The organism is Rhodanobacter sp. UC4437_H4, from assembly GCF_052978425.1.
This window is the reverse complement of record NZ_CM129673.1, coordinates 3,578,660-3,605,413: the sequence shown is the minus strand read 5'-3', so window position 1 is coordinate 3,605,413 and position 26,754 is coordinate 3,578,660. Positions and strand designations below refer to the sequence as shown.

The following is a 26,754-nucleotide window of genomic DNA, read 5'->3' as shown; positions in this document are numbered from 1 at the left end:
CTTTCCGGCGAAAGCGGCCGTCCGGGGCCGCACTGTTCGACGCGACGCCTAGACCGACAGGGTCTTGAGCTTGCGGTGGCCGTGGATCGCCGCAGTGAACGCATGGGTCAGCGTCACCGAGGTGAACAGCGAGGTCAGGATGCCGATCATCAGCGTGACGCCGAAGCCCTTGATCGCGCCGGTGCCCATCGTGGTCAGCGCCAGCGCCGCGATCAGGTGGGTGACGTTGGCGTCCAGAATGGTCGACCAGGCCTTCTCGTAGCCGGCGTAGATCGCCGCGTGCGGCGTGGAGCCGTTGCGCAGCTCCTCGCGCACGCGTTCGCAGATCAGCACGTTGGCGTCGATCGCCATGCCCAGGGTGAGCACGATGCCGGCGATGCCGGGCATGGTCAGGGTCACCCCGATCAGCGACATCACCGCCACCAGGATCACCAGGTTGAAGAACAGCGCGATGTCCGCGACCAGGCCGAACAGCTTGTAGTAGACCGCGGCGGCCAGCAGCACCAGGGCCAGGCCCAGCATCACCGACTTGAAGCCCTTGTCGATGTTGTCCGCACCCATGCTGGAACCGATCACGCCTTCCTCGATGATGTCCACCGGAGCAGCGAACGCGCCACCCTTGAGCAGCAGCGCCAGGTCGGATGCTTCCTTCGGGCTGCCCAGGCCGGTGGTCTGGAATTGCCGGCCGAACGGGCTGGCGATGTTGGCGTCGTTGATCACCGACTCGGTGACCTTCGGAACGCGCACTTCCTTGCCGTCGATCATCTTGGTCTCGGTCACGCGCTCGACGTAGACCACCGCCATCGGCTTGCCGACGTTCGCGTTGGTGAAATCGCTCATCTTGCGCGCGCCGGCGGCATTGAGCGTGACGTCGACCTTGGGCGTGCCGCTCTGCTGGTCGATGCCCGAGGAGGCGTCGACCAGCTCCTTGCCGGTCACGATCACCTTCTTGCTGACCAGCACCGGCAGGCCGGTGCCGCGCATGTGGTAGAGGTTGGCGTCCGGCGGGATGTTGCCGGTCTTCTCCGCCTCGCGGGCCTGCGGATCGCCGGGGTGGCCGATGCCGGGGCGGTATTCCAGGGTGGCCACGGTGCCGATCAGCTTCTTCGCCTCGGCCGGGTCCTGCACGCCGGCGAGGTCGACCACGATGTGGTTCTCGCCCTGCTGCTGGATCAGCGGCTCGGACACGCCCAGCGCGTTGATGCGGTTGCGCAGCGTCTGCAGGTTCTGGGTGATCGCGCCGCGGCCGATGTCGCGCAGCTTGTCGGGCTTGATCACCGCATTGAGCACGAAACGGTCGCCGGTGCTGGGACCGTTGGACACCAGCAAGTCGGTGTACTCGTTGGCGATCGCGTCTGCGGCCTTGGCGCGGTCGTCCTCCGAGCGCAACACCACGGCGACGCCCTTGCCGCGCACGGAATTGCGCGCCACCGATTCATAGCGGATCTTCTTGTCGCGCAGCAGGCTGCGGATGTCGTCGGCGTAGCTGCTCTCCTGCTTGTCGATGACGTCGTTCTGGTCGACCTGCATCAGGAAGTGCACGCCGCCCTGCAGGTCCAGGCCCAGCGGCATGGAACGGGCACCGATCATGCCCAGCCACTCCGGCACGGTGGACTGCAGCTTGAACGCCACCGTGTACTTGTCGCCGAGCAGCGCCTTGATCGCGTCCGAGCCGCTCTTCTGCACGTCGGTGTCGGCGAAGGTGGCAAGCAGGCTGTCGCCTTCCACCACGACCTCGCCGAAGGCGATGCGCTTCTGGGTCAGCGTGTCGATGACCTTCTGGCGTACGGCCTGGTCGATTGCCGGCGCACCGCGATTGGCGCTCACCTGAACGGCGGGCACGGGAACAAAGGCGTTCGGCAGCGCGTAGATCACGCCGAACACCATCACCAGCGCGACCAGCGCGTATTTCCAGCGGGGAAAATCAGTCATGATCCGGTCCTTTGCGATCATCCATGATCGCGAACGTCAAGAAGCGGCCATCCATGGCCGAAGCATGTTTTTGCGATCGTCCCTGATCGCGAACGTCAAGAAGCGGCCATCCATGGCCGCGCTATTCGAAAAGGCCCCGCCCCTGGACATCCCGTGGCTCAAGCTGACTTCAGCGAGCCCTTGGGCAGCACCTGCTGCACGGCACCCTTCTGCAGCTTCACCTTCACGTTCGGCGCGATCTCGACCGTGACGAAGGTGTCGCCCACTTCTTCCACGCGCCCGGCCAGGCCGCCGTTGGTGACCACTTCGTCGCCCTTGGCCAGCGCGGCGATCAGGGCGCGGTGCTCCTTCTGCCGCTTCATCTGCGGCCGGATCATCATGAAATACATCAGGCCGAACAGCACCACCATCATGATGATCATGGACATGCCGCCGCCCTGCTGCGGCGTGGCTTGGGCAATCACGGGGGAAAGCGGAAAACTCATCTTCGCGTCTCGCAAGTTGTGGCGCCAGCAGCGATTTCCGCCGAACGCCCGATAAAAGATTCTCGATTATGCCTTGCAGGAGGGGTCAGCGTCACCCTTGGAGGGGGTCAGGGTCACCTTTCGCTTGCCAAAGGTGACCCTGACCCCGGTTCCGGCCCCGGCTCCGCGCCGCGCCGGGCATGAAATTCGGCGACGAAGGCGTCCAGGCGGCGCGCGGCGATCGCCTCGCGCAAGCCTGCCATCAGCCGCTGGTAGTAGCGCAGGTTGTGCATGGTGGCCAGCTGGCTGCCGAGGATCTCGTTGCAGCGGTCGAGGTGGCGCAGGTAGGCGCGGCTGAACCCGTGGCTGCAGGCATAGCAGTCGCAGCCTTCCTCGATCACCGCGGTGTCGCTGGCGTACTTCGCATTGCGGATGCGCAGCGTGCCCGCGGCGGTGAACAGGAAGCCGTTGCGCGCGTTGCGGGTAGGCATCACGCAGTCGAACATGTCGATGCCGCGGCGCACTGCTTCCACGATGTCCTCCGGCCGGCCCACGCCCATCAGGTAGCGCGGCTTGTCCGCCGGCAGCAGGGGTACGGTGAAGTCCAGCGCGTGGTTGCGCTCGGCCTCCGGTTCGCCCACCGCCAGGCCGCCGATCGCGTAGCCGTCGAAGCCGAGCTTCACCAGGCCTTCCGCGGAGCGTCGGCGCAGGGTTTCGTAGACGCTGCCCTGCACGATGCCGAACAGCGAGTTCGGATTCTGCAAATCGTCGAACGCGCGGCGCGAGCGCTCGGCCCAGCGCAGGCTGAGCTCCATCGAATCGGCCGCCACCTTCTCCGTCGCCGGGTACGGCGTGCACTCGTCGAAGATCATCGCGATGTCCGAATCCAGCGTCTTCTGGATCCGCATCGACACTTCCGGCGACAGGAACACCTTCGAGCCGTCCACCGGCGAGGCGAAGGTCACGCCTTCCTCCGTGATCTTGCGCTTGTGCGCCAGCGAGAACACCTGGAAGCCGCCCGAATCGGTGAGGATGGGCTTGTCCCAGCCGATGAAGCGGTGCAGCCCGCCGAACTTCTCCACGATCTCCAGCCCGGGTCGCAGGAACAGGTGGAACGTGTTGCCCAGGATGATCTCGGCACCGGTATCGGCAACGTCGCGCGGCGTCATCGCCTTGACCGAGCCATAGGTGCCCACCGGCATGAACGCCGGCGTCTCCACCGTGCCACGGGCAAACGTGAGGCGGCCGCGGCGGGCGGCGCCGTCGGTGGCGTGAAGGTCGAACTGGAGGGAGGTCATCCGGCCATTATCGCGGGTTTGCCCCGTTCCGCCCATCGCCACACCGTGTGTGCAGGAGCCCGCTGGCGGGCTCCTGCAACCATGCAACGTATCGCTCAGGCGCCGTGCGGCAGGATCAGCATGGCGTCGCCGTAGGAGAAGAAGCGGTAGCGCTGCTCGACCGCGTGGCGATACGCGTCCAGCATGAACTCGCGCCCGGCCAGTGCCGACACCAGCATCAGCAGGGTCGACTGCGGCAGGTGGAAGTTGGTGAGCAGGCCGTCGATGCTGCTGAAGCGGTAGCCGGGGAAGATGAAGATCTGCGTCTCGCCGGCGAACGGATGCACCTGGCCATCCTTGCTGGCGCTTTCCAGCGCGCGCACCACTGTGGTGCCGACCGCGATCACCCGCCCTCCGCTGGCGCGCGTGCGTCGGATTTGCTCGACCAGGTGCGCGCCGACATTGAGCCACTCGGTGTGCATGTGGTGATCTTCGAGATTGACCGCGCGCACGGGCTGGAAGGTGCCGGCGCCCACATGCAGGGTGATGTAGCCGAACTCGACGCCGCGCTCGCGCAGCTGGTCCAGGATCGCCTCGTCGAAATGCAGGCCGGCGGTGGGCGCAGCGACCGCGCCGGGCTCGCGCGCGAACACGGTCTGGTAGCGCTCCATGTCGCTGGCGTCGGCGTGCCGCTCGATGTACGGCGGCAACGGCATCTCGCCCAGCTTCAGCAGCAGCTTCTCCAGCGGCTCCGGCGCCTCGAAGCGCAGCCGGAAGAAACCTTCGTCGCGGCCCAACACCACGGCATGGCTGCCGTCGGCCAGTTCGATCCGTGCGCCCTCCTTGGGCTTCTTGCTGACGCCCAATTGCACGGTGGCCTCATGCGCGCCGGTAACCCGCTCGATCAGGATCTCCACCGCACCGCCGGTGTCCTTGCGCCCGTACAGCCGCGCCGGCAGCACGCGGGTGTCGTTGAACACCAGCAGGTCGCCCGGACGCAGGAAGTCGGGCAGCTCGCGAAACATGCGGTCCTGCCGCGACTGCGCGGCCACGTCGAGCAGCAACAGGCGACTGGCCGAACGCTCGGGCAACGGGGCCTGCGCGATCAGCTCATGCGGCAGGTCAAAATCGAAATCGGACTTCTTCAAGGCTGCGGCCGGCATCGGAAAACGGGACATTATCCCGCAGCAGGCCGGTCTCCGTCGCCTGCGCGACCTTTACAACCAGCCTTTTTGCCGCGCCAGCCGATACGCCTCGATGCGGTTGCCGACGCCGAGTTTGCCGATCGCTTCGGACAGATAATTGCGCACGGTGCCGTGCGAGAGGTTGAGTTTTGCGGCGATGTCGCCGGCGGATTGGCCCTCGCCGGCGAGGCGCAGCACCTGGCGTTCGCGATCGTTCAGCGGGTCGGCTTCGGACCAGGCTTCCAGCGCCAGCTGCGGGTCGATCGCGCGACCACCGCGGTGTACGGTGCGCAACGCCTCGGCGAGGTTCTCGGCGGGAGCGTCCTTCAGCAGGTAGCCCGACACGCCGGCATCCAGCGCGCGACGAAGGAAGCCCGGGCGGGCGAAGGTGGTGACGATGATGACCTTCACCGGCAGCTCGTCGTGACGCTGGATGCGCTGGGCCAGTTCCAGCCCGGTGAGGCCGGGCATCTCGATATCGGTGACCAGCACATCGGGCTTCAGGCGCTGCATCTCCCGCCACGCCGCCTCGCCGTCGGGTGCGGAGCCGAGCACCTCCATGTCCGGCTCCAGGCTCAGCAGCGCCGACAGTGCGCCGCGCACCATCGCCTGGTCCTCGGCCAGCAGCACGCGGATCATGCGGCGCCTCGTGGCGATTGCTTCAGCGGCATTGGAAAAGCTCCATCGTGATGGCTTCGATCGTCAGGCGGCCGAATGCCCACCCTGCGCCGCGGGCGCCACGCCGCCGGCAGCGGTCGCTGGCATGGCGACCAGTCGCAGCACCGGCAGCGGCGCGCTGACCAGCATGGTCGTGCCGCCGCGCAACGGCGAGCTGATCTCCAGCGTGCCGCCCAGCGAGCGCACGCGCTCGCGCATGCCGCGCAGGCCGTTGCCGGCGCCGTCGATGCCGCCGCGGCCGTTGTCACGGATACTCATGCGCACGCTGGCAGGCTCGCGCACGAAATCGACGTTCGCGCAACTTGCCGCCGCGTGGCGCGCGATATTGGTCGCCGCCTCGCGCAGGATCAGCGAGAGGCTGCGTTCGGTGTCTTGCGGCAAGTCGGTCGGCGGTGCCGCGTATTCCATGCACACCCCGGAGGATTCCAGCAGCAGCCGCGCCGAGGCCAGCTCGGCCGCCAGGTCGGTGGCGTGGATGCCGCTGACCGCACTGCGCACTTCGGCAAGGGCGTGACGCGCCACCTTCTCCGCCTCTTCCACTTCGCGCCTGGCCGCCGCGTGATCCCGGTCGAACAGCTTGCGTGACAACTCCAGCTTCAGCGTGATCAGCGACAGGGTATGGCCCAGCAGATCGTGCAGGTCGCGGCCGATGCGCTCGCGCTCGGCAGTGGCCGCCAGCCGACGCACTTCTTCGTGCGAGAGCCGCAGCTGCGCGTCCTTCTCCTCGCTGCCATGCTCGGCCTTGATGATGATGCCGATGATGAACGAGGTCAGCGGGATGGAGAACACAGCCTGCCATGGGTAACCGAGCAGCGAGGTCTCGGCCAGCAACACCACGTTGAGCCCGGCCAGCCAGCCGAGATAGGCGCGGAAACGACCCACGCTGGTGCAGAGCATCACGCAGCCATAGATGAAATAGGTCAGCCCGCTGGGATACCAGGGCAGCAACGACATGCTCAGCAGCACCAACGCGAGGGCGCCGGCGCGGACCTGCGCACGCGGCCCCGCGATGCACCGGTAATACAGCAGCAGGAACAGCGGATAGCTAACCAGAGTGGTGACGACCCAGCGCGTGCTCCAGCCGTCGTTGTTCCACACCGGCACGACGAAGATCCACGCCGACCACAACAGGTGCACAGCATCTACCCACGGCGATTTGCCGCGATGCATGCTGCGCGCCGCCGCGGAGTCCGGCGCCGGGGTCAGAAACTGGACGATGCGCTGGTGCATGACGCCAGGCTCCCGCAGATTGGCCATGAGGGTGATCCTACTTCAACCGTTCCGGTGCAAACGCCGCGCCGCCAGCCACAGGAAAACCGCAGCGAAACCGGCCAGCGCCAGCACGTGGCCCAGCACAGGGCCATGGTTCAGACCCACCGCCGCCTGGGTCAGCTGGTTGAGGTGATAGCTGGGCCAGACGGGCGCGATCTGTTGCAGCATCCGCGGCAACATCGACAGCGGCAGCCACAGGCCGGACAGGAACGCCATCGGCAGATAGACCAGGTTGAGCAGCCCCGGCGCGCCCTGCCCCTTGAGCAAGGTGCCGACGAACATGCCCAGCGCGCAGAACGGCAGTACGCCGAAAGCACCGGTGGCGACCAGCGCCAGCATCTGGCCCCACGACAGACTGACGTGCGCCAGGAAGATGCCGATCAGCAGCAGCAGCGCGATCACCACGGTGGCCGCGATCATGGCCATCACCATCTTGCCCAGCAGGTAGGCGCCAGGCGGCATCGGCAAGGCACGCTTGAGCGTGAGCAGGCCGCCATCGCGCTCGATCGCCAGCGAGACGCCGAAGCCGAACAGGCCCGGTCCGATGATGCCGAACGCACCATAGCTGGCCAGCAGGTAGCGCGACGCCTCGCCGTGGTTCAGCAACACGCCGAACATCACGTAGAACACCGTCGAGAACAGCGTCATCGGCAGAATGAAACCCGGCGCGCGCAGGTAGCGCAGGCATTCGCTGCGCATCTCGGCCAGGTAGGCGCCCAGCACGCGCCGGCGCGACATCGGCATCGCGGTGGCAAGCGGAATCGACATGGCTTGATCCATCTCAGGCAACCTCGCGGCGTGTTTCGGGCAAGCCCTGTTCGGCCTCGCGGGTGAGTTCGGTGAATGCCTCGGCCAGGCCGGCGCGCTGCACTTCCAGCTCGCTCAGTTGCGGGTCGGCGTCGAGCAGGCGGCGTACCACCGCTTCGGCCGCGTCGGTGGTCACGTGCAGGCGGTCCTGGCGCCGTTCCGCCGCGGTGACCGCAGGCCAGCCGCCGACCACGCCGGCATCCACCGTGCTGACGCAGCGGATGCGCCGGGTCGCGATCCGTGCGCGCAGCGCCTCGACCGTCCCTTCGTGGATCACCCGCCCGCGCGCCATCACGCAGACCCGGTCGGCCAGCGCCTCGGCTTCCTCCAGGTAATGCGTGGTCAGCAGCACCGCGCAGCCCTCGGCCCGCAATTGGCTGATCGCCGCCCACAGCCTCTGCCGCGCCTCGATGTCCATGCCCACGGTCGGCTCGTCCAGGAACAGCAGCTCGGGCCGGCCGCACAGCGCCAGCGCGAACTGCACGCGCCGCTGCTGGCCGCCGGACAGCTTCGCGTAGGGGCGAGCCAGCAGGTCGTCGACACCGGCCATGCGGGCGCTCTCCGCCATGCTGCGGGGGGCCGGGTAATAGCTCGCAATCAGACGCAACAGTTCGCCCACCCGCAGCGTGCCGGGCAGTTCGGCGTGCTGCAGCATCACGCCGATGCGCCGGCGTGCGCGGACATCCCGGGGATCGCGCCCGAACAGCTCGACCGTGCCGGCATCGGCGCGCAGCAAGCCCAGCAGCAGGCTGATCGCGGTGGTCTTGCCGGCGCCGTTGGGGCCCAGCAGGGCCAGCAACTCGCCGCGGCGCAGTTGCAAACCGGCATTGTCCAGCGCGACCAGGCGGCCGTAGCGCTTCTCCACGCCCGCCAGCCGGGCCACCACCTGCTCGGAAACAGTCATCGACATGATCCTCCTCGATGCCCGCAGCTTGGGCATTTCGCGGCCGATTGCCCATGCGCCGGCGTCAGTCATCGGGGGTGACAGCCGTCATGCCGGGGGTACCGGAGACCTGCCCGGGCGCGTTATGCTGGGCCAATGATCTTGCGCGACCGGCACGTCCGGGCGCCCCGACGCGGGCTCGCCACGCTGGAATTTGCGCTACGCAAGGATTTCCGGCCCACGACGCCCACGCGCGGATCGAGCGGCCTGCTTCGCGCTGGGTGCGAGGCGCCGACGTCTACGAGGAGAATGTCATGGGTGTGATCAACCAGCTGCGCGAACTGCGCGAATTCGGCGGCAAGCCCCGCACCACCGGCCTGGACGACGCCAGCATCGAGCGCATGGCGGCGAACGATCCGCTGCTGGGCCAGGCAGTCGCCGAGGCCGTCGCGCGCCACCGCGAGCTGCGCGACGAGCTGGGGGATTTCCTCAAGCTCGACGAAGCCGAGCAACTGGCCAAGGCACAGGCGGGTTTCGTCAATTTCTACCCGGACGACGCGATCAACCCGTACCTGCCGGCCGCCGCGCGCGGGCCGTGGATCGTCACGCTGAAGGGCGCCGTGGTGCACGACAACGGCGGCTACGGCATGCTGGGTTTCGGCCACAACGATGCGGCCATCCTGGCGGCGCTGTCGCGCCCGCAGGTGATGGCCAACGTGATGTCGCCCAGCGTGGCGCAGATGCGTTTCACCGCCGCACTGAACAAGGAGCTCGGCCGCAACCGCGGCAAGAATCCGTACGAACATTACCTGTGCCTCAACTCCGGCTCCGAGTCGGTGTCGCTGGCCTGCCGCATCGCGGACGTCAACGCCAAGGCGATGACCGATGCCGGCGCGCGCCATGCGGGCCGCACGATCAAGCGGCTGGCGGTGAAGGGCGCCTTCCACGGCCGCACCGAGGCGCCGGCGCTGTATTCGGACTCCTCGCGCAAGACCTACCAGCAGAACCTGGCCAGCTATCGCCACGAGGAGAGCGTGATCACGGTGGCGCCGTATGACGTGGCGCAACTGAAGGCCGTGTTCGCCGATGCCGACAGGCACGGCTGGTTCATCGAGGCCATGTTCCTGGAACCGGTGATGGGCGAAGGCGACCCGGGCCGGGCGGTGACGCCGGAGTTCTACAGTGCCGCCCGCGAGCTGACCGAAGCGCACGGCACCCTGCTGCTGGTCGATTCCATCCAGGCCGGGCTGCGCGCACACGGCGTGTTGTCGATCACCGACTACCCCGGTTTCGAGAAACTGCCGGCGCCGGACATGGAAACCTTCTCCAAGGCGCTCAACGCCGGCCAGTACCCGCTGTCGGTGCTGGCGGTGGGCAACCGCGCCGCCGGGTTGTACCGCAAGGGCATCTACGGCAACACCATGACTGCCAACCCGCGCGCACTCGACGTGGCGCTGGCCACGCTCGGCGAATTGACCGATGAGGTGCGGCAGAACATCCGCGAGCGCGGCAAGGAGTTCGTCGACAAGCTTGGCGCGCTCAAGCACGAGCTGGGAGGCCTGATCACCAAGGTGCAGGGCACCGGGCTGTTGTTCTCCTGCGAACTGGCCCCGGAGTACAAATGCTTCGGCGCCGATTCGACCGAGGAATTCATGCGCGAGCACGGCATCGGCGTGATCCATGGCGGCGTCAACTCGCTGCGCTTCACCCCGCATTTCAAGGTCACCAGCGCCGAGGTCGACCTGATCGTCGCCCACGTGCGCAAGGCCTTGCTGGAAGGCCCGCGCAAGGCCAAGGCCGAAGCGGCCTGAGCCGCGCGGCCACCCACACCGGCTGCGGCGAAACACGACGTTTCGCCGCAGCTGAATACTTCATGCACGTAAGAACTTGCCGACTGCCCTGACGGTGTCCCCCTGCCTAGACTGATCCGGCCGGCAGCTGCCGGTCACCCAGGGAGGATTCACCATGTCCATGTCACTGCGCCTGCTTGCCGTCAGCGCCGCCTTCGCCTTTGCCGGCACCGCCTTCGCAGCCAGCCCGGCGACCCCGGCGGCATCCACCAAGCCGCACACTGCCCAGCAGCAGCGGATGATCGACTGCAACCACCAGGCCACCGGCAAGAAGGGCGCCGAGCGCAAGGCGTTCATGAGCTCGTGCCTGAAAGGCCATGCCTCGGCGCCCGCGGCGGCGTCGACCGACACGGCCCAGCACGCGAAGATGAAGAGCTGCAACGCGGACGCCAAGGCCAAGGCGCTCAAGGGTGCCGAACGCAAGGCGTTCATGAGCTCCTGCCTGAAGGGCGGAGCGGCCGCCGCGCCCTGACGCATCGCGGTGCTGTCCATGCCGGCGTGCGTGGACAGCACCGCTTCGCTAAGCTCCCGGACTGTCGCGCCCGGCGCCGCCACCAGACAGTCCACCGATGAAGATCGTCGAAGTCCGCCACCCGCTGATCCGGCACAAACTGGGCCTGATGCGCCGCGCCGGCATCAGCACCAAGGAGTTTCGCGAACTGGCTTCCGAAGTCGCCGCCCTGCTCACCTACGAGGCCACCAAGGATCTGGAGACGGTCGAGGAGGAGATCGAGGGTTGGGCCGGTCCGCTGCGCGTGCATCGGATCAAGGGCCGCAAGATCACCATCGTGCCGATCCTGCGCGCCGGCCTGGGCATGCTGCCCGGCGTGCTCGACATGATTCCGGCGGCCAAGGTCAGCGTGGTCGGCCTGCAACGCGACGAGCACACGCTCAAGCCCGTCACCTACTACGAGAAACTCACCGGCCGCATGGACGAGCGCATCGCGCTGATCGTCGACCCCATGCTGGCCACCGCCGGCACCCTGGTCGCCACCGTGGACATGCTCAAGGCGGCCGGCTGCAAGCGCATCAAGGGACTGTTCCTGGTCGCCGCGCCGGAAGGGCTCGAACGCATCACCGCGACCCATCCCGATATCGAGATCTACACCGCCTCCATCGACCAGCGGCTCAACGAGAACGGCTACATCCTGCCCGGCCTGGGCGACGCCGGCGACAAGATCTTCGGCACCAAGCAGCTGCCCGCCGGCTGAGCGCCAGATCGCCGCGGAGGCGGCGTGCGCGGTTTCACGGCACGGTCACAAGGCGCCACTAAACTCGGCGCGTTCCGGCTGACCGGACGTCATCGGGGGAGAAACCATGTTCGCAAAGCTCGCGCAACGCGGCCTGTGGCTGCTGCTGGCCGGCATCGCCTCGACGTTCGCCGCACAGGCTGCCGACGTCAGCATCGACCAGTTCCGGGTTCGCGGCCCCGCCGGCGGCAACGACGAGTTCGTCGAACTGTTCAACGCCGGCCCTGCGGCGATTGACTTGTCCGCGTACAAGTTCAACGCCTCCAACGCCAGCGGCACGATCGGCACGCGGCTTACCTTCCCCGCCGGCACGCAACTGGCGTCGGGCTGCCACCTGCTGCTGACCAACAGCGCCAGCGGCGGCTACTCCGGCAGCGTGCCGGGCGATCTCACCTACGCCACCGGTGTCACCGACACCGGCGGCCTGGCCCTGCTCGACGCCGACGGCAACATCGTCGACCAGGTGGGCCTCAGCACCGGTTCGGCCTACAAGGCGGGCACGCCGCTGGCCTCGCTGGGCAGCAGCAACATCGACCAAGGCTACCAGCGGCGGCAGACCGCGGCCGGCCTGCCGCAGAACACCGGCGACAACAGCGCCGATTTCGCCACCGTGAGTCCGACCCAGCCGCACAACAGCGCCAGCACCTGCGTGGCCATGGGCCCGTCGCTGTCGATTGCCGACGCCAGCATCAGCGTGCACGGCGCCAGCGACGTGGCGATGCCGTTCACCATCACCATGAATGAACCGGCGCCGAGCGGCGGCATCAGCGTGCACGTGGCCACCGCCAACGGCAGCGCCACCGCGGGCGTGGAGTACGAAGCGCTCGACACTACCCTCACCATCGCCGCGGGCGAGACCCAGGCCAGCTTCAACGTGGTCGTGCATGGGCGCTCCACGCCGGCCGACGACAAGGACTTCAGCGTCACGCTGAGCGATCCCGGCGACGGCGTGGCGCTGGGCGACGCCACCGCCATCGGCACCATCCACTACGACATCCCGGTGCAGGCGGAGATCTGGCAGATCAACGGCAGCGGGCAGCGGGCGGCCCTGCTCGGCAAGTCGGTGCTGACCTACGGCAACGTGGTCACCGCAGTGGGCCCGCTGGGCTTCACCATGCAGACGCCCGACGCGCGCGCCGACGCCAGCCCGCTGACGTCCAATGGCGTGTACGTGTTCACCAACGCCGCACCGACAGTAAGCGTGGGCGAGGCGGTGGACGTCGCGGCGGTGGTGGACGACTACTACGGCCTCACCGAGTTGAAGAACCCGACGATAAGCGTGGTCGGCCGCCACGTGCGCCTGCCGCGCGCCGTCGTGTTCGACCGGCGCACGCCTTCGCCCGATCCGGACCAGCTCTCCTGCGGCACCACCAATTTCCAGTGCTTCATGAGCATGCGTGTGCGCATCGATCACGGCATGATCAACACCGGCAACAAGCGTTTCAGCAGCGAACCGTATGCGGAGGTCAGCATCACCGCCAATGGCCGGCGCTCGCTGCGCCAGCCCGGCGTGGTGTTCGGCGTGCCGGTGCCTGCGGGCGTGGACCTGCCCAACTGGAGCGGCAACCCGGAAGTGTTCAAGATGAACACTGCCGACTTCGGTGCGGTGCCGCTGAACACGCCGTTCAACGCCGGCAGCACGTTCCGGGCCGAGGGCGTGATCTCCTACGACTTCGGCGCCTACACCTTCATCCCGACGCAGTTCCGGCTGGCGTACGCCGCGCCGATACCACGGCCGGTCTCGCCCACCCCGCTGCTGGCGCTGCGCATCGGCGCGTTCAACATGGAGCGCTTCTGCGACAGCGTGTTCGACACCACCTACAGCTGCAGCGGCGGGAGCAAGGAGCCCACGCCGGACGCCGTCGCGCTGAAGACCCGCCGCCTGTCCAGCTATGTCGGCAGCGTGCTGCAGCTGCCCGACGTGCTGTCGGTGGAGGAAGTGGAAACCCGGCCGCTGCTGCAGGGTCTGGCTACGCAGATCCTTGCCGACTATGGCGTGGCGTACGACGCCTACCTGCTGCCCGGCCACGATCCCAGCGGCATCAACGTCGGATTCCTGGTGCGCCGCGACCACGTGCAGGTGCTCTCGGTGCAGCAACTCGCCGCCGGCGAAACCTGGGACGACGACGGCCACACCGCCTTCATCCACGACCACCCGCCGCTGCTGCTCACCGCGCAGGCAGGCCGCACGCGCTTCCACGTGATTGCCGTGCACATGAAGGCGCGCTCGAACGTCGACGACAATACCGCCGCCGCCGAGCGTGATCGGGAAAAGCGTTTCCTGCAGGCAAAATCGCTGGCCAGCCAGGTGCAGGCGCTGCAGCAGGCCGATCCGCGCGTGCCGCTGCTGGTGGTGGGCGACTTCAATGCCTACCAGTTCACCGATGGCTGGACCGACGTGGTGAACCTGGTGGCCGGCCGCTACGACGACAACCAGAACCTGCTCAAGCTCGGCCACAATATCGTGCAGCCGGCGCTGTGGAACGCGGTGAACACGGTGCCGCCCGACGATCGCTACTCGTTCCTTTACACGCAGAACTTCGGCGAGATCCAGGGTTACACCAGGGCCGGCAGCGGCAACCCCGGGCGCACCGTGCCGACCTTCCAGGTGCTGGACCACGCCCTGCTCAACGTGCCGGCGCGGCTGCGCTTCCTGCGCATGCAGTTCGGCCGTGCCGACCTCGACGCGCCGGCGCAGACCGTCGACGACGCCGCCAATGCCAGCGACTGGACGCGGGCGATCGGCGTCTCGGACCATGACGGCTTCGTGGTGGACCTGTTCGTGCCGCTGATCCACCGGCGGCTGCACTGAACACACTGGCGAAGGCCGCCGACCGGCGGCCTTCGCACGTTGACCGGGCTCAGCGACCGAAGCGGTCGGTGGCTTCCAGCAACTGGTGCAGGATGCCCGGCTCGAACGCCGAATGGCCGGCGTCCTGCACGATGTGCAGGTCGGCTTCGGGCCAGGCACGGTGCAGATCCCATGCGCTGCGCAATGGGCACACCACGTCGTAGCGGCCCTGCACGATCACCGCCGGAATATGGCGGATGCGATCCACGTTGCGCAGCAACTGGTCGTCGTGTTCGAAGAAGCCGCCGTTGACGAAGTAATGGCATTCGATGCGGGCAAAAGCCAGCGCGAAGTCGTCCGCGGCACTCGATTCGATGTGCGACTTGTCCTGCCACAGGAAGCTGGTGGCGCCTTCCCATACCGACCAGGCGCGCGCGGCCGCGCTGCGCACCGCCGCGTCGTCGCTGGTCAGGCGGCGGTGGTAGGCGCTCATCAGGTCACCGCGTTCCACCTCGGGGATTGCAGCCAGATAGGTTTCCCATGCGTCCGGATACAGCGCGTCGCAACCCTTCTGGTAGAACCACTCCAGCTCTTCCCGGCGCAGCATGAAGATGCCGCGCAGCACCAGCTCGGTCACCTTGTCCGGATGGGTCTGCGCGTATGCCAGCGCCAGGGTCGAACCCCACGAACCGCCAAACACCTGCCAGCGGTCGATGCCCAGGTGCTCGCGCACGCGCTCGATGTCGGCGACCAGGTCCCAGGTGGTGTTGTCGGCGAGTTCGGCATGCGGGGTCGACTGGCCGCAGCCACGCTGGTCGAACAACACGATGCGATAGACCGCCGGATCGAAGAAGCGCCGGCATTTCGGATTCGTGCCGCCGCCCGGGCCACCGTGCAGGAACACCACCGGCTTGCCGTGCGGATTGCCGCTCTGCTCGTAGTACAACGTGTGCAGCGGCGACACCGGCAACATGCCGCGGTCGAACGGCTCGATCTCGGGATACAGCGAACGCAGCGGCGACGACGGCATGACGGCTCCTTCGAATCCACAGACAAGCCGCCAAGGCTAGCACGGGCATGGTTTGCAGGCCCTCAATCGCCAGCAAACAGCTTGCCGGGATTGAGGATGCCGCGTGGGTCGAACACCTTGCGCACGCCGCGCATCAGGTCGATCTCCGCCGCGCTGCGGGTGCTGTCCAGATAGGCCCGCTTGACCAGGCCGATGCCGTGTTCCGCCGAGATGCTGCCGCCATGGCGCTGCAGGGTATCCGCCAGCAGATGGGTGACGTGTTCGCACTGCTCAATGAACGCGGCCTCGGCCAGGTCATCCGGCCGCAGCACGTTGATGTGCAGGTTGCCGTCGCCGATGTGACCGAACCAGACCACCTCGGCTTGCGGATACTCGCGCGCCAGCAACGCCTGCATGTCGTGCAGAAAGGCGGGAACCGCGCCGACCCGAACCGAGATGTCGTTCTTGTACGGCCGCCGCGGCGCCAGACTCTCGGTGATGCCTTCGCGCAGGCGCCACAGCGTGGCTGCCTGCGCTTCGCTCTGCGCGATCACGCCGTCGCTGACCCAGCCCTGTTCCAGTGCCAGCTCGAATGCAGCCAACGCTGCTTCCTGCTGCCGCTCGTCCGCAGCATCGAACTCGGTGACCACGTAGTACGGATAATCGCCGTCGATGGCGCGCTGCGCGCCGTGTGCCAGCACGTGGCGCAAGGCGTGATCGGTGAAGAACTCGAACGCCTGCAGCACCAGCCGCGCGCGGAACAGCGCGAACACCTGCATCAGCGCGTCCATGTCCGGCAACGCCAGCAGCATCACCTGCGAGGGTAGCGGCGGATCGGTGAGCTTCAGCGTCGCCTCCACCACGATGCCCAGCGTGCCTTCCGAGCCGACCAGCAACTGGCGAAAATCGTAGCCGCTGGAGTTCTTCACCAGGCCGCGGTTGAGATCGAGCAGCTCCCCGTTGCCGGCCACCACCTTCAACCCGGCGATCCACTCGCGCGTGTTGCCGTAACGGATCACCCGGATGCCGCCGGCGTTGGTGGCTATGTTGCCGCCGATCGAACACGAGCCGCGCGCCGCGAAATCGACCGGATAGATCAGGCCATGCTGGCGTGCCGCGTCATGGACGTGCTGCAGGATCATCCCCGCCTGCACGGTGAGGGTGCGATCGACTGCATCGAAGCCGAGCACGCGCTGCATCCGCTCCAGGCTGAGCACCAGCTCGCCGTTCGCCGCCACCGCGCCGCCGGACAGGCCCGTACGCCCGCCCGATGGCACGATCGCCACCGCCTGCTCGTTGGCCCAGCGCACGATCGCCTGCACTTCTTCCACCGACGTCGGCAAGGCGATTGCCAGCGGCGCCGGCGTCCAGCGGCGGGTCCAGTCGCGACCGTAGTGTTCGAGGTCGGCCGCGGCCGTCAGCAGGCGCAGTTCGGGCAGTCGGCGGGACAGGTCGGCGAGGCGGTCATCGGACATGCGGCGGCTCCGGGGGCATCCACACAGACTGCCAGTCGCGCCGGAGCGCGTCCAGTGTTGCAGTGCGGCAATTCCTCGCCTACTCTGGACCGACCGCCGCCACCGGACACGCCACGAAGATGCAGACCTCCTATCCGCGCCAGGACATCAAGGTATTGCTGCTGGAGGGGGTCAGCGCCAGCGCGGTGGAGGTATTCCATCGGGCCGGCTACAGCCAGGTCGAGTTGCACGCCAAGTCGCTGCCCGAGGACGAACTCAAGGCGCGCATCGGCGAAGCCCACATCATCGGCATCCGTTCGCGCACGCAGCTCACCGCCGAAGTGCTGGCGCAGGCCAAGCGGCTGATCGCGGTGGGCTGCTTCTGCATCGGCACCAACCAGGTAAACCTGAGCGCCGCCCGCCTGGCCGGCGTGCCGGTGTTCAACGCGCCCTATTCCAACACCCGCAGCGTGGCCGAACTGGTGATTGCCGAGGCGATCATGCTGCTGCGCGGCATTCCGCAGAAGAACGCGCAATGCCACCGCGGCGGCTGGGCCAAGTCGGCCAACGGCAGCTACGAGACGCGCGACAAGGTGCTCGGCATCGTCGGCTACGGCCACATCGGCACCCAGGTCGGCGTACTGGCCGAGAGCCTGGGCATGCGGGTGATCTTCCACGACATCGAGACCAAGCTGGCGCTGGGCAATGCCCGTGCGGTGTCCAGCCTGGACGAACTGCTGGAACGCGCCGACGTGGTCACCCTGCACGTGCCCGAGACCCCGGCCACGCAGCTGATGATCCGCGCCGAACAACTGGCGAAGATGCACGCCGGCGCCATGCTGATCAACGCCTCGCGCGGCAGCGTGGTCGACATCGAGGCGCTGGCCGTGGCACTGCGCGAGAAGCGGTTGGCCGGTGCGGCGATCGACGTGTTCCCGCTCGAGCCCAAAGGCAACGACGACGCCTTCGTCTCGCCGCTGGCGGGCATGGACAACGTGATCCTGACTCCGCACATCGGCGGCAGCACGCTGGAGGCGCAGGACAACATCGGCATCGAGGTGGCCAGCAAGCTGGTGCGCTACAGCGACAACGGCTCCACCCTGTCGGCGGTGAACTTCCCCGAGGTCACCCTGCCCGAACACCCGCACAGCCGCCGCCTGCTGCACATCCACCGCAACGTGCCCGGCACGCTGTCGCGCATCAACGAACTGTTCTCCGCCGGCAACCTCAACATCGACGCGCAGTTCCTGCAGACCGACAGCGAAGTCGGCTACGTGGTGATCGACGTCAGCGCCGACGAGGCCCAGGCGAATGCGTTGAAGGCGCAGATGGCGACGATTCCGGGGACGTTGCGCGCCCGGGTGTTGTATTGAGGCTGGGAATAGGGAATGGGGAATAGGGAATCGGAAAAGCAGTTGCCGGACCGCGGCTCTGGCTCCTCCATTCCCTATTCCCCATTCCCTATTCCCGACATGAAAAAGGCGCCCAGTGGGCGCCTTTTTCATGTCAAACCATTGGTCGGGGCGGCCGGATTCGAACCGACGACCCTCTGCCCCCCAGGCAGATGCGCTACCAGGCTGCGCTACGCCCCGACGAAACGGCGATTCTAGCAGCTTGTGGTGCGCTGCCGGAAGCGTGATGTCGCTCAGCGGCGCAGCAACGTCAGCACTTCCTCCAGCTCCATTCGCACCTGGCGCACGATCTGGTGCGACATGCTCGATTCCAGCCGTGCCTGCGGGCCTTCAAGGCGCGCGCGCGCACCGGTGATGGTGAAACCCTCGTCGTACAGCAGCGAACGGATCTGACGGATCATCAGCACGTCGTGGCGCTGGTAGTAGCGGCGGTTGCCGCGGCGCTTGACCGGGTTGAGGGCCGGAAACTCCTGCTCCCAGTAACGCAGCACGTGGGGCTTCACACCGCACAGCTCGCCCACTTCACCGATGGTGAAGTAGCGCTTGGCCGGGATGGCCGGCAGTTCGGTGTTATTCCCTTGATCCAGCATAGCTTTCGACTCTCACCTTGAGTTTCTGCCCCGGTCGGAAGGTCACCACCCGCCGCGCGGAGATCGGGATCTCCTCGCCGGTCTTGGGGTTGCGCCCCGGCCGCTGGTTTTTCATGCGCAGGTCGAAATTGCCGAACCCGGACAGCTTCACCTGCTCGCCGTTCTCCAGCGCACCACGCACCACCTCGAAGTAGGCATCCACGAATTCCTTGGCCTCACGCTTGTTGAGGCCCACGTCGAGGAAAAGCCGCTCGGCCATTTCCGCCTTGGTCAGCGCCATCTCATCCTCGCAGTTTCCCCTGGCATGTCTGCTCCAACGCGTTCACCGCTTCGCGTACCCAGTGATCCGCGTCGTCGTCTGTAAGGGTGCGTGAAGCGTCCTGCAAAATCAAGCCCATAGCGAGACTCTTTCGGCCTGCTTCGACGCCTTTGCCGCTGTAGCGGTCGAACAGCCGCAGCTCCCGCAACCGCGCGCCCAGCGTGCCGCGAACGGTGTGCTCGATCCGTGACCAGCTGACGCTTTCCGGCAAATCCATCGCGATATCGCGGCGCACCGCAGGAAATCGCGGGATCGCGGTCGCCCGGGGCAGGCGGCGGGCCAGCAGCGGCTCCAGCGCCACCTCCAGCACATGCACGTCGGGGCCCAGATCGAGCTCCCGCGCCAGCCGGGGGTGCAGGGCGCCGAGATAGCCGACCGTCTCGCCGTCGCGCGCGACCCGGGCGCCGCGGCCCGGATGCAGCCAGGACGGCAGCTCATCGGCATGGATCGACCAGCGCTCCGGCTCGCCGCCCCAGGCGATCAGCGTATCCAGGTCGCCCCTGAGATCGTGGAAATCGAGCAGGCGCGACGGCTCGCCCCATTGCTCGGCGCGCGCGTTGCCGCTGGCCACGACGGCCAGGCTGGGGGTTTCCACCGGTGGTTCGCCGGCCTGCGGATGCGTCAGGCCGTGGATGCCCGGCTCCTCGCACCCGGCCGCGCCTTGCCGGAACACCCGCGCCACTTCGAACAGGCGCACGCGACCCTGCTGGCGTGCGCGGTTGTGCCGCAACGCCTCGACCAGGCCCGGCAGCAACGAGGGGCGCATCACCGCCAGGTCGGCCGACAGCGGATTGGCCAGCGGCACCAGTTGTTCGTTGAAGCCCCAGCGGGAGAGCAACTCGGCCGCCACGAACGACAGGTTGACGGCTTCGTGGTAACCCCGTGCCGCCAATTGCTCGCGCAGCGCCAGCTCGTTGATGCGCGCTTCGGGCTCGATCGCCAGCACCAGCGCGCCGGACGGCGAATGGGTGGGAATCTTGTCGTAGCCGAAGATGCGCGCGACCTCCTCGATCAGGTCTTCTTCGCGCTCGATGTCGAAGCGGCTGCTCGGCGCGGTGACCCGCCAGCCATCGCCGATCGTTTCCACCCGCATGCCCAGCGCGGTGAAGATGCGTGCCACCTCGGCGTCGGCCACGTCCACCCCGAGCACGCGTTTCAGGCGTGCTCGGCGCAAGGTCACCGGCACCGGCTGCGGCAGGTCGGCGGCGTTCTCGGCCACCAGCACCGGGCCGGCCTGCCCGCCGGCGATCGCCAGCAGCAGTTCGCTGGCGCGCTCCAGCGCGCGACGCGGCAAGCCCGGATCGACGCCGCGTTCGAAGCGGTGCGAGGCGTCGGTGTGCAAGCCCAGCTTGCGCGCGCGGCCCATGATCGCGGCCGGGGCGAAGTGCGCGGACTCCAGGAACACGTTGCGCGTGGCGTCGGTGACGCGCGAGTCGTGACCGCCCATCACGCCGGCCACCGCCAGCGCTTTCTTCTCATCGGCGATCAGCACGAAGCCGTCATCCAGCTTTGCTTCGCTGCCATCGAGCAGCTTCAGTGTCTCGCCGGCGCGCGCATGGCGCACCACGATGTCGCCGTCCAGCGTGTCGTTGTCGAACGCGTGCAGCGGCTGGCCCAGTTCCAGCATCACGTAATTGGTGACGTCGACCACCGCGTTGATCGGGCGCAGGCCGGCTCGGCGCAGGCGCTCGGCCAGCCACAACGGCGTTTTTGCCGCCAGGTCGATGCCTTCGATGATGCGCCCGAGATAGCGCGGCGCATCCTTGCCCGCCTCCAGGCGGATGCCGCGGCGCGCTTCGCTGCTCACGGGCACCTCTGCCTGCGCGACGGTCTTCACGTGACTGCCGAACAGCGCAGCCACGTCATGCGCCAGGCCGACCAGGCCGAGGCAATCGGGGCGATTCGGGGTGAGCTTCAGTTCGAAGCTGGCATCGGGCAGGCCGAGGTAGGCAGCCAGCGGCTGGCCCACCGGCGCATCCAGCGGCAGTTCCAGCAGGCCGGAGGCATCGGCATCGATGCCCAATTCCTTCGCCGAGCAAAGCATGCCGAACGACTCGACGCCGCGCAGCTTGGCCGCCTTGATCGAAACATCGCCGGGCAACTGCGCACCAACGCTGGCCAGCGGCACCTTGATGCCCACCCGCGCGTTCGGCGCACCGCAGACGATCTGCAGCGGCTCGCCCTGCCCTGCATCGACCTTGCACACCTGCAGCCGGTCGGCCTGCGGATGCTTTTCGGCTGCGACGATTTCGGCCACCACCACGCCGGCCAGGCCCTCGCCCAGTGGCGTGAGCTCTTCCACCTCCAGCCCGGCCATGGTCAGCGCATGCGCCAATGCCGCACGGTCAGCCTTGACCTCGACCAGTTCACGCAGCCAATTTTCGGAGAATTTCATGGATTGAAGTCCGGGAATAGGGAGTAGGGAATAGGGAATAGAGAATGGGAAAAGCACGAGCACGCGGCTCCAACTATTCCCCATTCCCTATTCCCGATTCACTCTCAGGCAAACTGCCTGAGAAACCGCAGATCGTTCTCGAAGAACGCACGCAGGTCGGAGACGCCGTAGCGCAGCATGGCGAAGCGCTCCACGCCGAGGCCGAAGGCGAAGCCGGTGTAGCGCTCCGGATCGATGCCGCAGTTCTTCAGCACGTTCGGATGCACCATGCCGCAGCCGAGCACCTCCAGCCAGCGGCTCTGGCCATCCTCGGTCTCCCAGCGGATGTCGACCTCGGCCGAAGGCTCGGTAAAGGGGAAATAGCTGGGGCGGAAACGCATCTCGAAATCGCGTTCGAAGAACGCGCGGATGAACTCGGCCAGGGTGCCCTTGAGGTCGGCGAAACTGGAAGTCTCGTCAACCAGCAGGCCTTCGATCTGATGGAACATCGGCGAGTGAGTCTGGTCCGAATCGCTGCGGTAGACCTTGCCCGGCGCGATGATGCGGATCGGCGGCTGGCGACCGGCCATCGTGCGGATCTGCACCGGCGAGGTATGCGTGCGCAGCAGACGGCCGTCGCCGAAGTAGAAGGTGTCGTGCATCGCGCGCGCCGGATGGTGCGGCGGGAAGTTCAACGCCTCGAAGTTGTGCCAGTCGTCCTCGATCTCGGGGCCGTCGGCGCGCTGATAGCCGAGCCGCGCGAAAATCGACGCGATGCGTTCCAGCGCGCGGGTGATCGGGTGAATGCCGCCGCGCTCGCCATCGCGGCCGGGCAGCGAAATGTCGATCGCCTCGGAGGCAAGCCGATGGTCGAGCTCGGCCTGTTCCAGCACGGCCTTGCGTGTCGCCAGTGCGTCGACGAGGCGCTCCTTGACACGGTTCACTTCGGCACCGCGCGCCTTGCGCTGCTCGGGCGCCAGGGTGCCCAGGGTCTTCAGCGCGGCGGTCACGATGCCGCTCTTGCCCAGCAGGCCCACGCGCAGGGACTCCAGCGTATCCAGCGTCTCGGCCTGTTCGATGCCAGCCAGCGCCTGCGCGGCCTGGCGTTCCAGATCATCCATCGGTGCGGTCCCGGTTCGGACGTGCAAAAACGAAAACGGGGAGGAGGCGTGTGGCCTCCTCCCCGCTTGATTCACATTCTATCGTCGCAAGCGACGATCAAGCAGCCAGGGCGGCCTTCGCCTTGTCAGCGATGGCCCCAAACGCCTTGATGTCATGCACGGCGATATCAGCCAGGACCTTGCGGTCGATGGTGATGCCGGCCTTGCTCAGCCCATTGATCAGGCGGCTGTAGGACAGCCCGAACATGCGCGCGGCAGCGTTGATGCGCACGATCCACAGTGCACGGAACTGGCGCTTGCGCTGCTTGCGGCCGATATAGGCGTACTGACCAGCCTTGATGACGGCCTGGTTGGCGACGCGGAAGACCTTGCGGCGGGCGTTGTAGTAGCCCTTGGCGCGGCCGATGATGGTCTTGTGACGACGACGAGCGGTGACGCCACGCTTTACACGAGCCATGGTCTATCTCCTCACAAGTACGGCAGCATGCGAGCCACGCCCGGCGCGTCACACGCCTTGAGGTGGTTCGGGGCACGGAGACCACGCTTCAGCTTGGTCGACTTCTTGGTCAGGATGTGCGACTTGTATGCGTGGCCGCACTTGATCTTGCCGGATGCGGTCTTGCGAAAACGCTTCGCAGCCGCCCGGTTGGTCTTGATCTTGGGCATGGAATGCTCCTTGAGTGGGAATGATCCCGTTTCTGACTGATCTGGCGGCAACCGCGGGTTGCTCTTTCCGTCCTGCCATGACCGGTGCACGACCCTTCCGGCGGGTCGAACCCGTAATCATACGGGTTCAAAAGGTCAAACGCCAGCCCGAAGTGCCGACGCGTGCCTCCTCTCCCCTCCGGAGAGGATTGGGGAGAGGGCACGGGGCTTGCCCGCTACCCAATTGAGGGCGGCCGCTCCGGGAGACACGGCAAAAGGAGCATTGCCCGCGAGCGAACTCCCGCAAAGGCGAACAGCCTATTTCTTCTTGGGCCCGATCATCATGACCATCTGGCGCCCTTCGAGCCGGGGGTACGACTCGACCTGGCCGTTGTCGCCGACGTCTTCCTGGATCTTGCGGGCCAGGTTCTGGCCGAGATCCTGGTGCGACATCTCGCGGCCGCGGAAGCGGATGGTGACCTTGACCTTGTCGCCCTCTTCCAGGAAGCGAAGCATGTTGCGCAGCTTGATCTGGTAGTCGCCCACGTCCGTGACCGGACGGAACTTCACTTCCTTGATCTCGACCTGCTTCTGCTTCTTCTTGGCGGCCTGGGCTTTCTTCTGGGCTTCGAACTTGAACTTGCCGTAATCCATGATGCGGCATACGGGCGGATCGCCATTGGGCTGGATCTCGACCAGATCCATGCCGGCTTCCTGCGCCAGCGCCAGCGCTTCGTCACGGGTCAGGATGCCGAGTTGCTCGGAATCTGCGCCAATGACACGCACCCGCGGCACGCGGATTTCCAGGTTGCGACGATTGCCCTTGTTGTCGGTGGTTGCGATACCACGATCCTCCAGAAGAAGTGATGAAACAGACCGTTCGGCGTTCAACGCCGGGTTTCGGTCTCCAGTCGCCCGATGAAATCGGCCAGCGGCATGCTGCCCAGATCCTCGCCGGAACGGGTACGGACAGAAACCGCCCCCGTCTCTTTCTCGCGGTCGCCGACCACGAGCAGATAAGGCACTTTCTGCATCGTATGTTCGCGGATTTTATAGCCGACTTTCTCGTTGCGCAAATCCGATTGTACCCGGAAACCTTTGTCGACAAGGGCTTGCGTGACCTCGCGAACGTAACCGGCCTGCGCATCGGTAATGCTGAACACCATCGCCTGGACCGGCGCCAGCCAGGTCGGCAGCAGGCCGGCATGGTGCTCGATCAGGATGCCGATGAAACGCTCCATGGACCCCACGATGGCCCGGTGCAGCATCACCGGATGCTGCTTCTGGGAGTGCTCGTCCACGTATTCGGCGCCCAGCCGCTCGGGCATCATGAAATCCACCTGCATGGTGCCGACCTGCCAGTCGCGGCCGATCGAATCGCGCATGTGGTACTCGATCTTGGGGCCGTAGAAGGCGCCCTCGCCCGGCAGCTCGGTCCAGGTTACCCCGGCAGCCGCCAAGGCACCCCGCAGCGCGGCCTCGGCCCGATCCCATACCTCGTCGTCGCCGATGCGCTGGTCCGGACGCAGCGCCAGAGCCACCTCGATCTTGTCGAAACCGAAATCGGCGTAGACCTGCATCGCCTGCCGGTGGAAGGCGGTGACCTCCGGCTCGATCTGCCCGGGCGTGCAGAAGATGTGGCCGTCGTCCTGGGTGAACGCGCGCACGCGCATGATGCCGTGCAGCGCGCCGGACGGCTCGTTGCGATGGCAGCCGCCGAACTCGCCATAGCGCAGCGGCAGGTCGCGGTAGCTGCGCAGGCCCTCATTGAAGATCTGCACGTGGCCAGGGCAGTTCATCGGGCGCAGCGCGAAGGTGTGCTTCTCCGACTCGGTGAAGAACATGTTCTCCTTGTAATTGTCCCAGTGCCCCGACTTTTTCCACAACGACACGTCCAGCACCATCGGGCAACGCACCTCCTGGTAACCGCTGCTGCGGTACACGCCGCGCATGTACTGCTCGACCTGCTGCCAGATCGCCCAGCCGTTCGGGTGCCAGAACACCATGCCGGGGCTCTCTTCCTGCTGGTGGAACAGGTCCAGCTGCTTGCCGATCTTGCGATGGTCGCGCTTCTCGGCCTCTTCCAGCTGGAACAGGTAGGCCTTCAGGTCCTTGTCGTTGAGCCAGGCGGTACCGTAGATGCGGCTGAGCATCGCGTTGTTCGAGTCGCCGCGCCAGTAAGCGCCAGCCACCTTCATCAGCTTGAACGAATGCAGCTTGCCGGTGTTCGGCACGTGCGGCCCCCGGCACAGGTCGGTGAATTCGCCCTGCGAATACAGCGACAGATCCTGGTCGGCCGGGATGCCCTCGATGATCTCGGCCTTGTAGTTCTCGCCCAGGCCGCGGAAGAACGCCACCGCCTCGTCGCGTGATTTCACGCTGCGCGTGACCGGCAATTGCTCGGCCACGATCTTGTGCATCTCCGCCTCGATCTTCGGCAGATCCTCGGGCGTGAACGGGCGCTCGTAGGCGAAGTCGTAGTAGAAGCCGTTGTCGATCACCGGGCCGATGGTGACCTGCGCGCCGGGAAACAGCCGCTGCACGGCCTGGCCCATCAGGTGCGCGGTGGAGTGGCGCAGGATCTCCAGCGCCTCCGGGCTCTTCTCGGTGACGATCTGCAGGCTGGCATCGTGTTCGATCGGGAAGCTGGCGTCGACCAGCTTGCCGTCGACCTTGCCGGCCAGCGTGGCCTTGGCCAGGCCGGCGCCGATCGAAGCGGCCACGTCCTGCACGGTGACGGGGTGTTCGAACGGCTTCTTGCTGCCGTCGGGGAGCGTAATCTCGATCATCGCGAAAGCTTCTCTTGAAAAGCAAAAAAGGGCTTGACGCCCTTTCTTTGACAAACGAAGGCGTGGTGGCGGTCAGTCGTGGCAGCACGTAGTCGTCATGTCGCACACTCGGCCGGCGCAAGCGCGGGCCACCTTGGTCTCGTGGATGGTGCCGAAACCTAGTCTAGCCCAGATCGTGCGCGTCGCGGAGAGCCTCAGAACGGCTTGGCCAGCACCAGCCAGATCACGCCCAGCAGCAACAGCACCGGCAGCTCGTTGAGCCAGCGCAACGTGCGCGCCGAGGGCAACGCAAGGCCCTTTGCGCTGCGCTTGAGCAATCGCCCGGCCCAGGTGAAGTAGACCAGCAACAACGCGACGAGGGTCAGTTTGGCGTCGATCCAGTGCGTGCCGGAGGCCACGTTCGGCAGGCTCTGCGGGAATACCCGCCAACCCTGCCACAGCACCAGGCCGAACAGGAACGCGATGCCGAACATGTTGTGGCCGAACTTGTACAGTCGACGCCCCATCAGCTGCAGCCGCGCCTGCACCGCCGGCTCGTTCGCCGCTTCGGCCATGTTCACCAGGATGCGCGGCAGGTAGAACACCGTGGCCATCCAGGCGATCACGAACAGCAGGTGCAACGATTTGATCAACAGATAGGTCATGACGAATGG

Annotated in this window: 24 protein-coding genes and 1 tRNA gene; 5 read left to right on the top strand and 20 right to left on the bottom strand. The window is 66.7% G+C overall.

The annotated features are described in order from the left end of the window. Positions 1 to 48: 48 nt before the first annotated feature. The 8 genes from secD to ACVCL3_RS16280 form a co-directional block, all read right to left on the bottom strand. On the bottom strand, positions 49 to 1,932 hold the full coding sequence (gene secD / locus ACVCL3_RS16315; RefSeq protein ID WP_395119704.1) for a protein translocase subunit SecD: 1,884 nt from the start codon (positions 1,930 to 1,932) through the stop codon (positions 49 to 51). Between the two features lie 158 nt (positions 1,933 to 2,090). Next, a complete protein-coding gene (yajC, locus tag ACVCL3_RS16310; protein ID WP_395119705.1) occupies positions 2,091 to 2,417 on the bottom strand; it encodes a preprotein translocase subunit YajC in 327 nt (108 codons plus the stop codon). A gap of 113 nt (positions 2,418 to 2,530) precedes the next feature. Further along, entirely contained in the window at positions 2,531 to 3,694 is a 1,164-nt protein-coding gene (gene tgt, locus ACVCL3_RS16305; RefSeq protein WP_447099977.1) for a tRNA guanosine(34) transglycosylase Tgt, read from the bottom strand. A gap of 95 nt (positions 3,695 to 3,789) precedes the next feature. Beyond that, complete coding sequence (gene queA / locus ACVCL3_RS16300) at positions 3,790 to 4,821, bottom strand: tRNA preQ1(34) S-adenosylmethionine ribosyltransferase-isomerase QueA (protein ID WP_395121219.1); 1,032 nt, start codon at positions 4,819 to 4,821, stop codon at positions 3,790 to 3,792. 69 nt (positions 4,822 to 4,890) lie between these two features. After that, positions 4,891 to 5,496, bottom strand: a complete 606-nt coding sequence (locus tag ACVCL3_RS16295) for a response regulator transcription factor (RefSeq protein WP_395119709.1) — start codon at positions 5,494 to 5,496, stop codon at positions 4,891 to 4,893. Positions 5,497 to 5,559: 63 nt separating this feature from the next. Beyond that, positions 5,560 to 6,792, bottom strand: coding sequence for a sensor histidine kinase (locus ACVCL3_RS16290; protein WP_447098395.1), 1,233 nt, complete (start codon positions 6,790 to 6,792; stop codon positions 5,560 to 5,562). Between the two features lie 15 nt (positions 6,793 to 6,807). Beyond that, on the bottom strand, positions 6,808 to 7,587 hold the full coding sequence (locus ACVCL3_RS16285; protein WP_447099976.1) for an ABC transporter permease: 780 nt from the start codon (positions 7,585 to 7,587) through the stop codon (positions 6,808 to 6,810). A gap of 1 nt (position 7,588) precedes the next feature. Next, the gene (locus ACVCL3_RS16280; protein WP_447099975.1) at positions 7,589 to 8,518 is read right to left on the bottom strand and encodes an ABC transporter ATP-binding protein; all 930 of its coding nucleotides are present in this window, start codon (positions 8,516 to 8,518) and stop codon (positions 7,589 to 7,591) included. Between the two features lie 293 nt (positions 8,519 to 8,811). On the opposite strand from ACVCL3_RS16280, the gene ACVCL3_RS16275 reads away from it, so the two are divergent. The 4 genes from ACVCL3_RS16275 to ACVCL3_RS16260 all read left to right on the top strand — a co-directional run bounded on the left by ACVCL3_RS16275 (position 8,812) and on the right by ACVCL3_RS16260 (position 14,409). Next, positions 8,812 to 10,308 (top strand): aminotransferase class III-fold pyridoxal phosphate-dependent enzyme, encoded by a 1,497-nt coding sequence (locus ACVCL3_RS16275; protein ID WP_447098392.1) that lies wholly within the window; start codon positions 8,812 to 8,814, stop codon positions 10,306 to 10,308. Positions 10,309 to 10,462: 154 nt separating this feature from the next. Then, entirely contained in the window at positions 10,463 to 10,819 is a 357-nt protein-coding gene (locus tag ACVCL3_RS16270) for a PsiF family protein (protein WP_447099974.1), read from the top strand. Between the two features lie 97 nt (positions 10,820 to 10,916). Further along, positions 10,917 to 11,558 (top strand): uracil phosphoribosyltransferase, encoded by a 642-nt coding sequence (gene upp, locus ACVCL3_RS16265; RefSeq protein WP_447098390.1) that lies wholly within the window; start codon positions 10,917 to 10,919, stop codon positions 11,556 to 11,558. Positions 11,559 to 11,664: 106 nt separating this feature from the next. Further along, a complete protein-coding gene (locus ACVCL3_RS16260; RefSeq protein ID WP_447099973.1) occupies positions 11,665 to 14,409 on the top strand; it encodes a lamin tail domain-containing protein in 2,745 nt (914 codons plus the stop codon). 49 nt (positions 14,410 to 14,458) lie between these two features. On the opposite strand, the gene pip is transcribed toward ACVCL3_RS16260, so the two are convergent. Together pip and ACVCL3_RS16250 are read right to left on the bottom strand one after the other, a co-directional pair. Then, the gene (pip, locus tag ACVCL3_RS16255) at positions 14,459 to 15,418 is read right to left on the bottom strand and encodes a prolyl aminopeptidase (protein WP_447099972.1); all 960 of its coding nucleotides are present in this window, start codon (positions 15,416 to 15,418) and stop codon (positions 14,459 to 14,461) included. Positions 15,419 to 15,480: 62 nt separating this feature from the next. Then, positions 15,481 to 16,872, bottom strand: a complete 1,392-nt coding sequence (locus ACVCL3_RS16250) for an FAD-binding oxidoreductase (protein ID WP_447099971.1) — start codon at positions 16,870 to 16,872, stop codon at positions 15,481 to 15,483. 119 nt (positions 16,873 to 16,991) lie between these two features. Here ACVCL3_RS16250 and serA point away from each other — a divergent pair, with 119 nt between their 5' ends. Beyond that, positions 16,992 to 18,224: a phosphoglycerate dehydrogenase gene (gene serA / locus ACVCL3_RS16245; protein ID WP_447099970.1), complete on the top strand. Its 1,233-nt coding sequence runs from the start codon at positions 16,992 to 16,994 to the stop codon at positions 18,222 to 18,224. Positions 18,225 to 18,366: 142 nt separating this feature from the next. Here serA and ACVCL3_RS16240 read toward each other — a convergent pair. The 10 genes from ACVCL3_RS16240 to ACVCL3_RS16195 all read right to left on the bottom strand — a co-directional run bounded on the left by ACVCL3_RS16240 (position 18,367) and on the right by ACVCL3_RS16195 (position 26,745). Continuing rightward, a tRNA-Pro gene (locus ACVCL3_RS16240) sits at positions 18,367 to 18,443 on the bottom strand. 53 nt (positions 18,444 to 18,496) lie between these two features. Beyond that, complete coding sequence (locus ACVCL3_RS16235; protein WP_077513841.1) at positions 18,497 to 18,853, bottom strand: MerR family transcriptional regulator; 357 nt, start codon at positions 18,851 to 18,853, stop codon at positions 18,497 to 18,499. After that, positions 18,834 to 19,133 carry an integration host factor subunit alpha gene (gene ihfA / locus ACVCL3_RS16230; protein WP_395119720.1) on the bottom strand — a complete coding sequence of 100 codons (300 nt, stop codon included), beginning with the start codon at positions 19,131 to 19,133 and terminating at the stop codon, positions 18,834 to 18,836. The genes ACVCL3_RS16235 and ihfA overlap by 20 nt, the downstream gene beginning before the upstream one ends. 1 nt (position 19,134) lies before the next feature. Next, positions 19,135 to 21,567 (bottom strand): phenylalanine--tRNA ligase subunit beta, encoded by a 2,433-nt coding sequence (gene pheT / locus ACVCL3_RS16225; protein WP_447099438.1) that lies wholly within the window; start codon positions 21,565 to 21,567, stop codon positions 19,135 to 19,137. 104 nt (positions 21,568 to 21,671) lie between these two features. Further along, complete coding sequence (gene pheS, locus ACVCL3_RS16220; protein ID WP_395119722.1) at positions 21,672 to 22,667, bottom strand: phenylalanine--tRNA ligase subunit alpha; 996 nt, start codon at positions 22,665 to 22,667, stop codon at positions 21,672 to 21,674. Between the two features lie 97 nt (positions 22,668 to 22,764). Then, positions 22,765 to 23,124, bottom strand: coding sequence for a 50S ribosomal protein L20 (gene rplT, locus ACVCL3_RS16215; protein WP_447099969.1), 360 nt, complete (start codon positions 23,122 to 23,124; stop codon positions 22,765 to 22,767). A gap of 11 nt (positions 23,125 to 23,135) precedes the next feature. Further along, positions 23,136 to 23,333: a 50S ribosomal protein L35 gene (rpmI, locus tag ACVCL3_RS16210; RefSeq protein ID WP_395119723.1), complete on the bottom strand. Its 198-nt coding sequence runs from the start codon at positions 23,331 to 23,333 to the stop codon at positions 23,136 to 23,138. A 297-nt stretch (positions 23,334 to 23,630) separates the two neighbouring features. Continuing rightward, positions 23,631 to 24,155, bottom strand: coding sequence for a translation initiation factor IF-3 (gene infC / locus ACVCL3_RS16205; RefSeq protein WP_395121221.1), 525 nt, complete (start codon positions 24,153 to 24,155; stop codon positions 23,631 to 23,633). 44 nt (positions 24,156 to 24,199) lie between these two features. After that, positions 24,200 to 26,101, bottom strand: coding sequence for a threonine--tRNA ligase (gene thrS / locus ACVCL3_RS16200; RefSeq protein ID WP_447099968.1), 1,902 nt, complete (start codon positions 26,099 to 26,101; stop codon positions 24,200 to 24,202). Between the two features lie 194 nt (positions 26,102 to 26,295). Continuing rightward, the gene (locus ACVCL3_RS16195) at positions 26,296 to 26,745 is read right to left on the bottom strand and encodes a CopD family protein (protein WP_395119725.1); all 450 of its coding nucleotides are present in this window, start codon (positions 26,743 to 26,745) and stop codon (positions 26,296 to 26,298) included. Positions 26,746 to 26,754 lie beyond the last annotated feature (9 nt).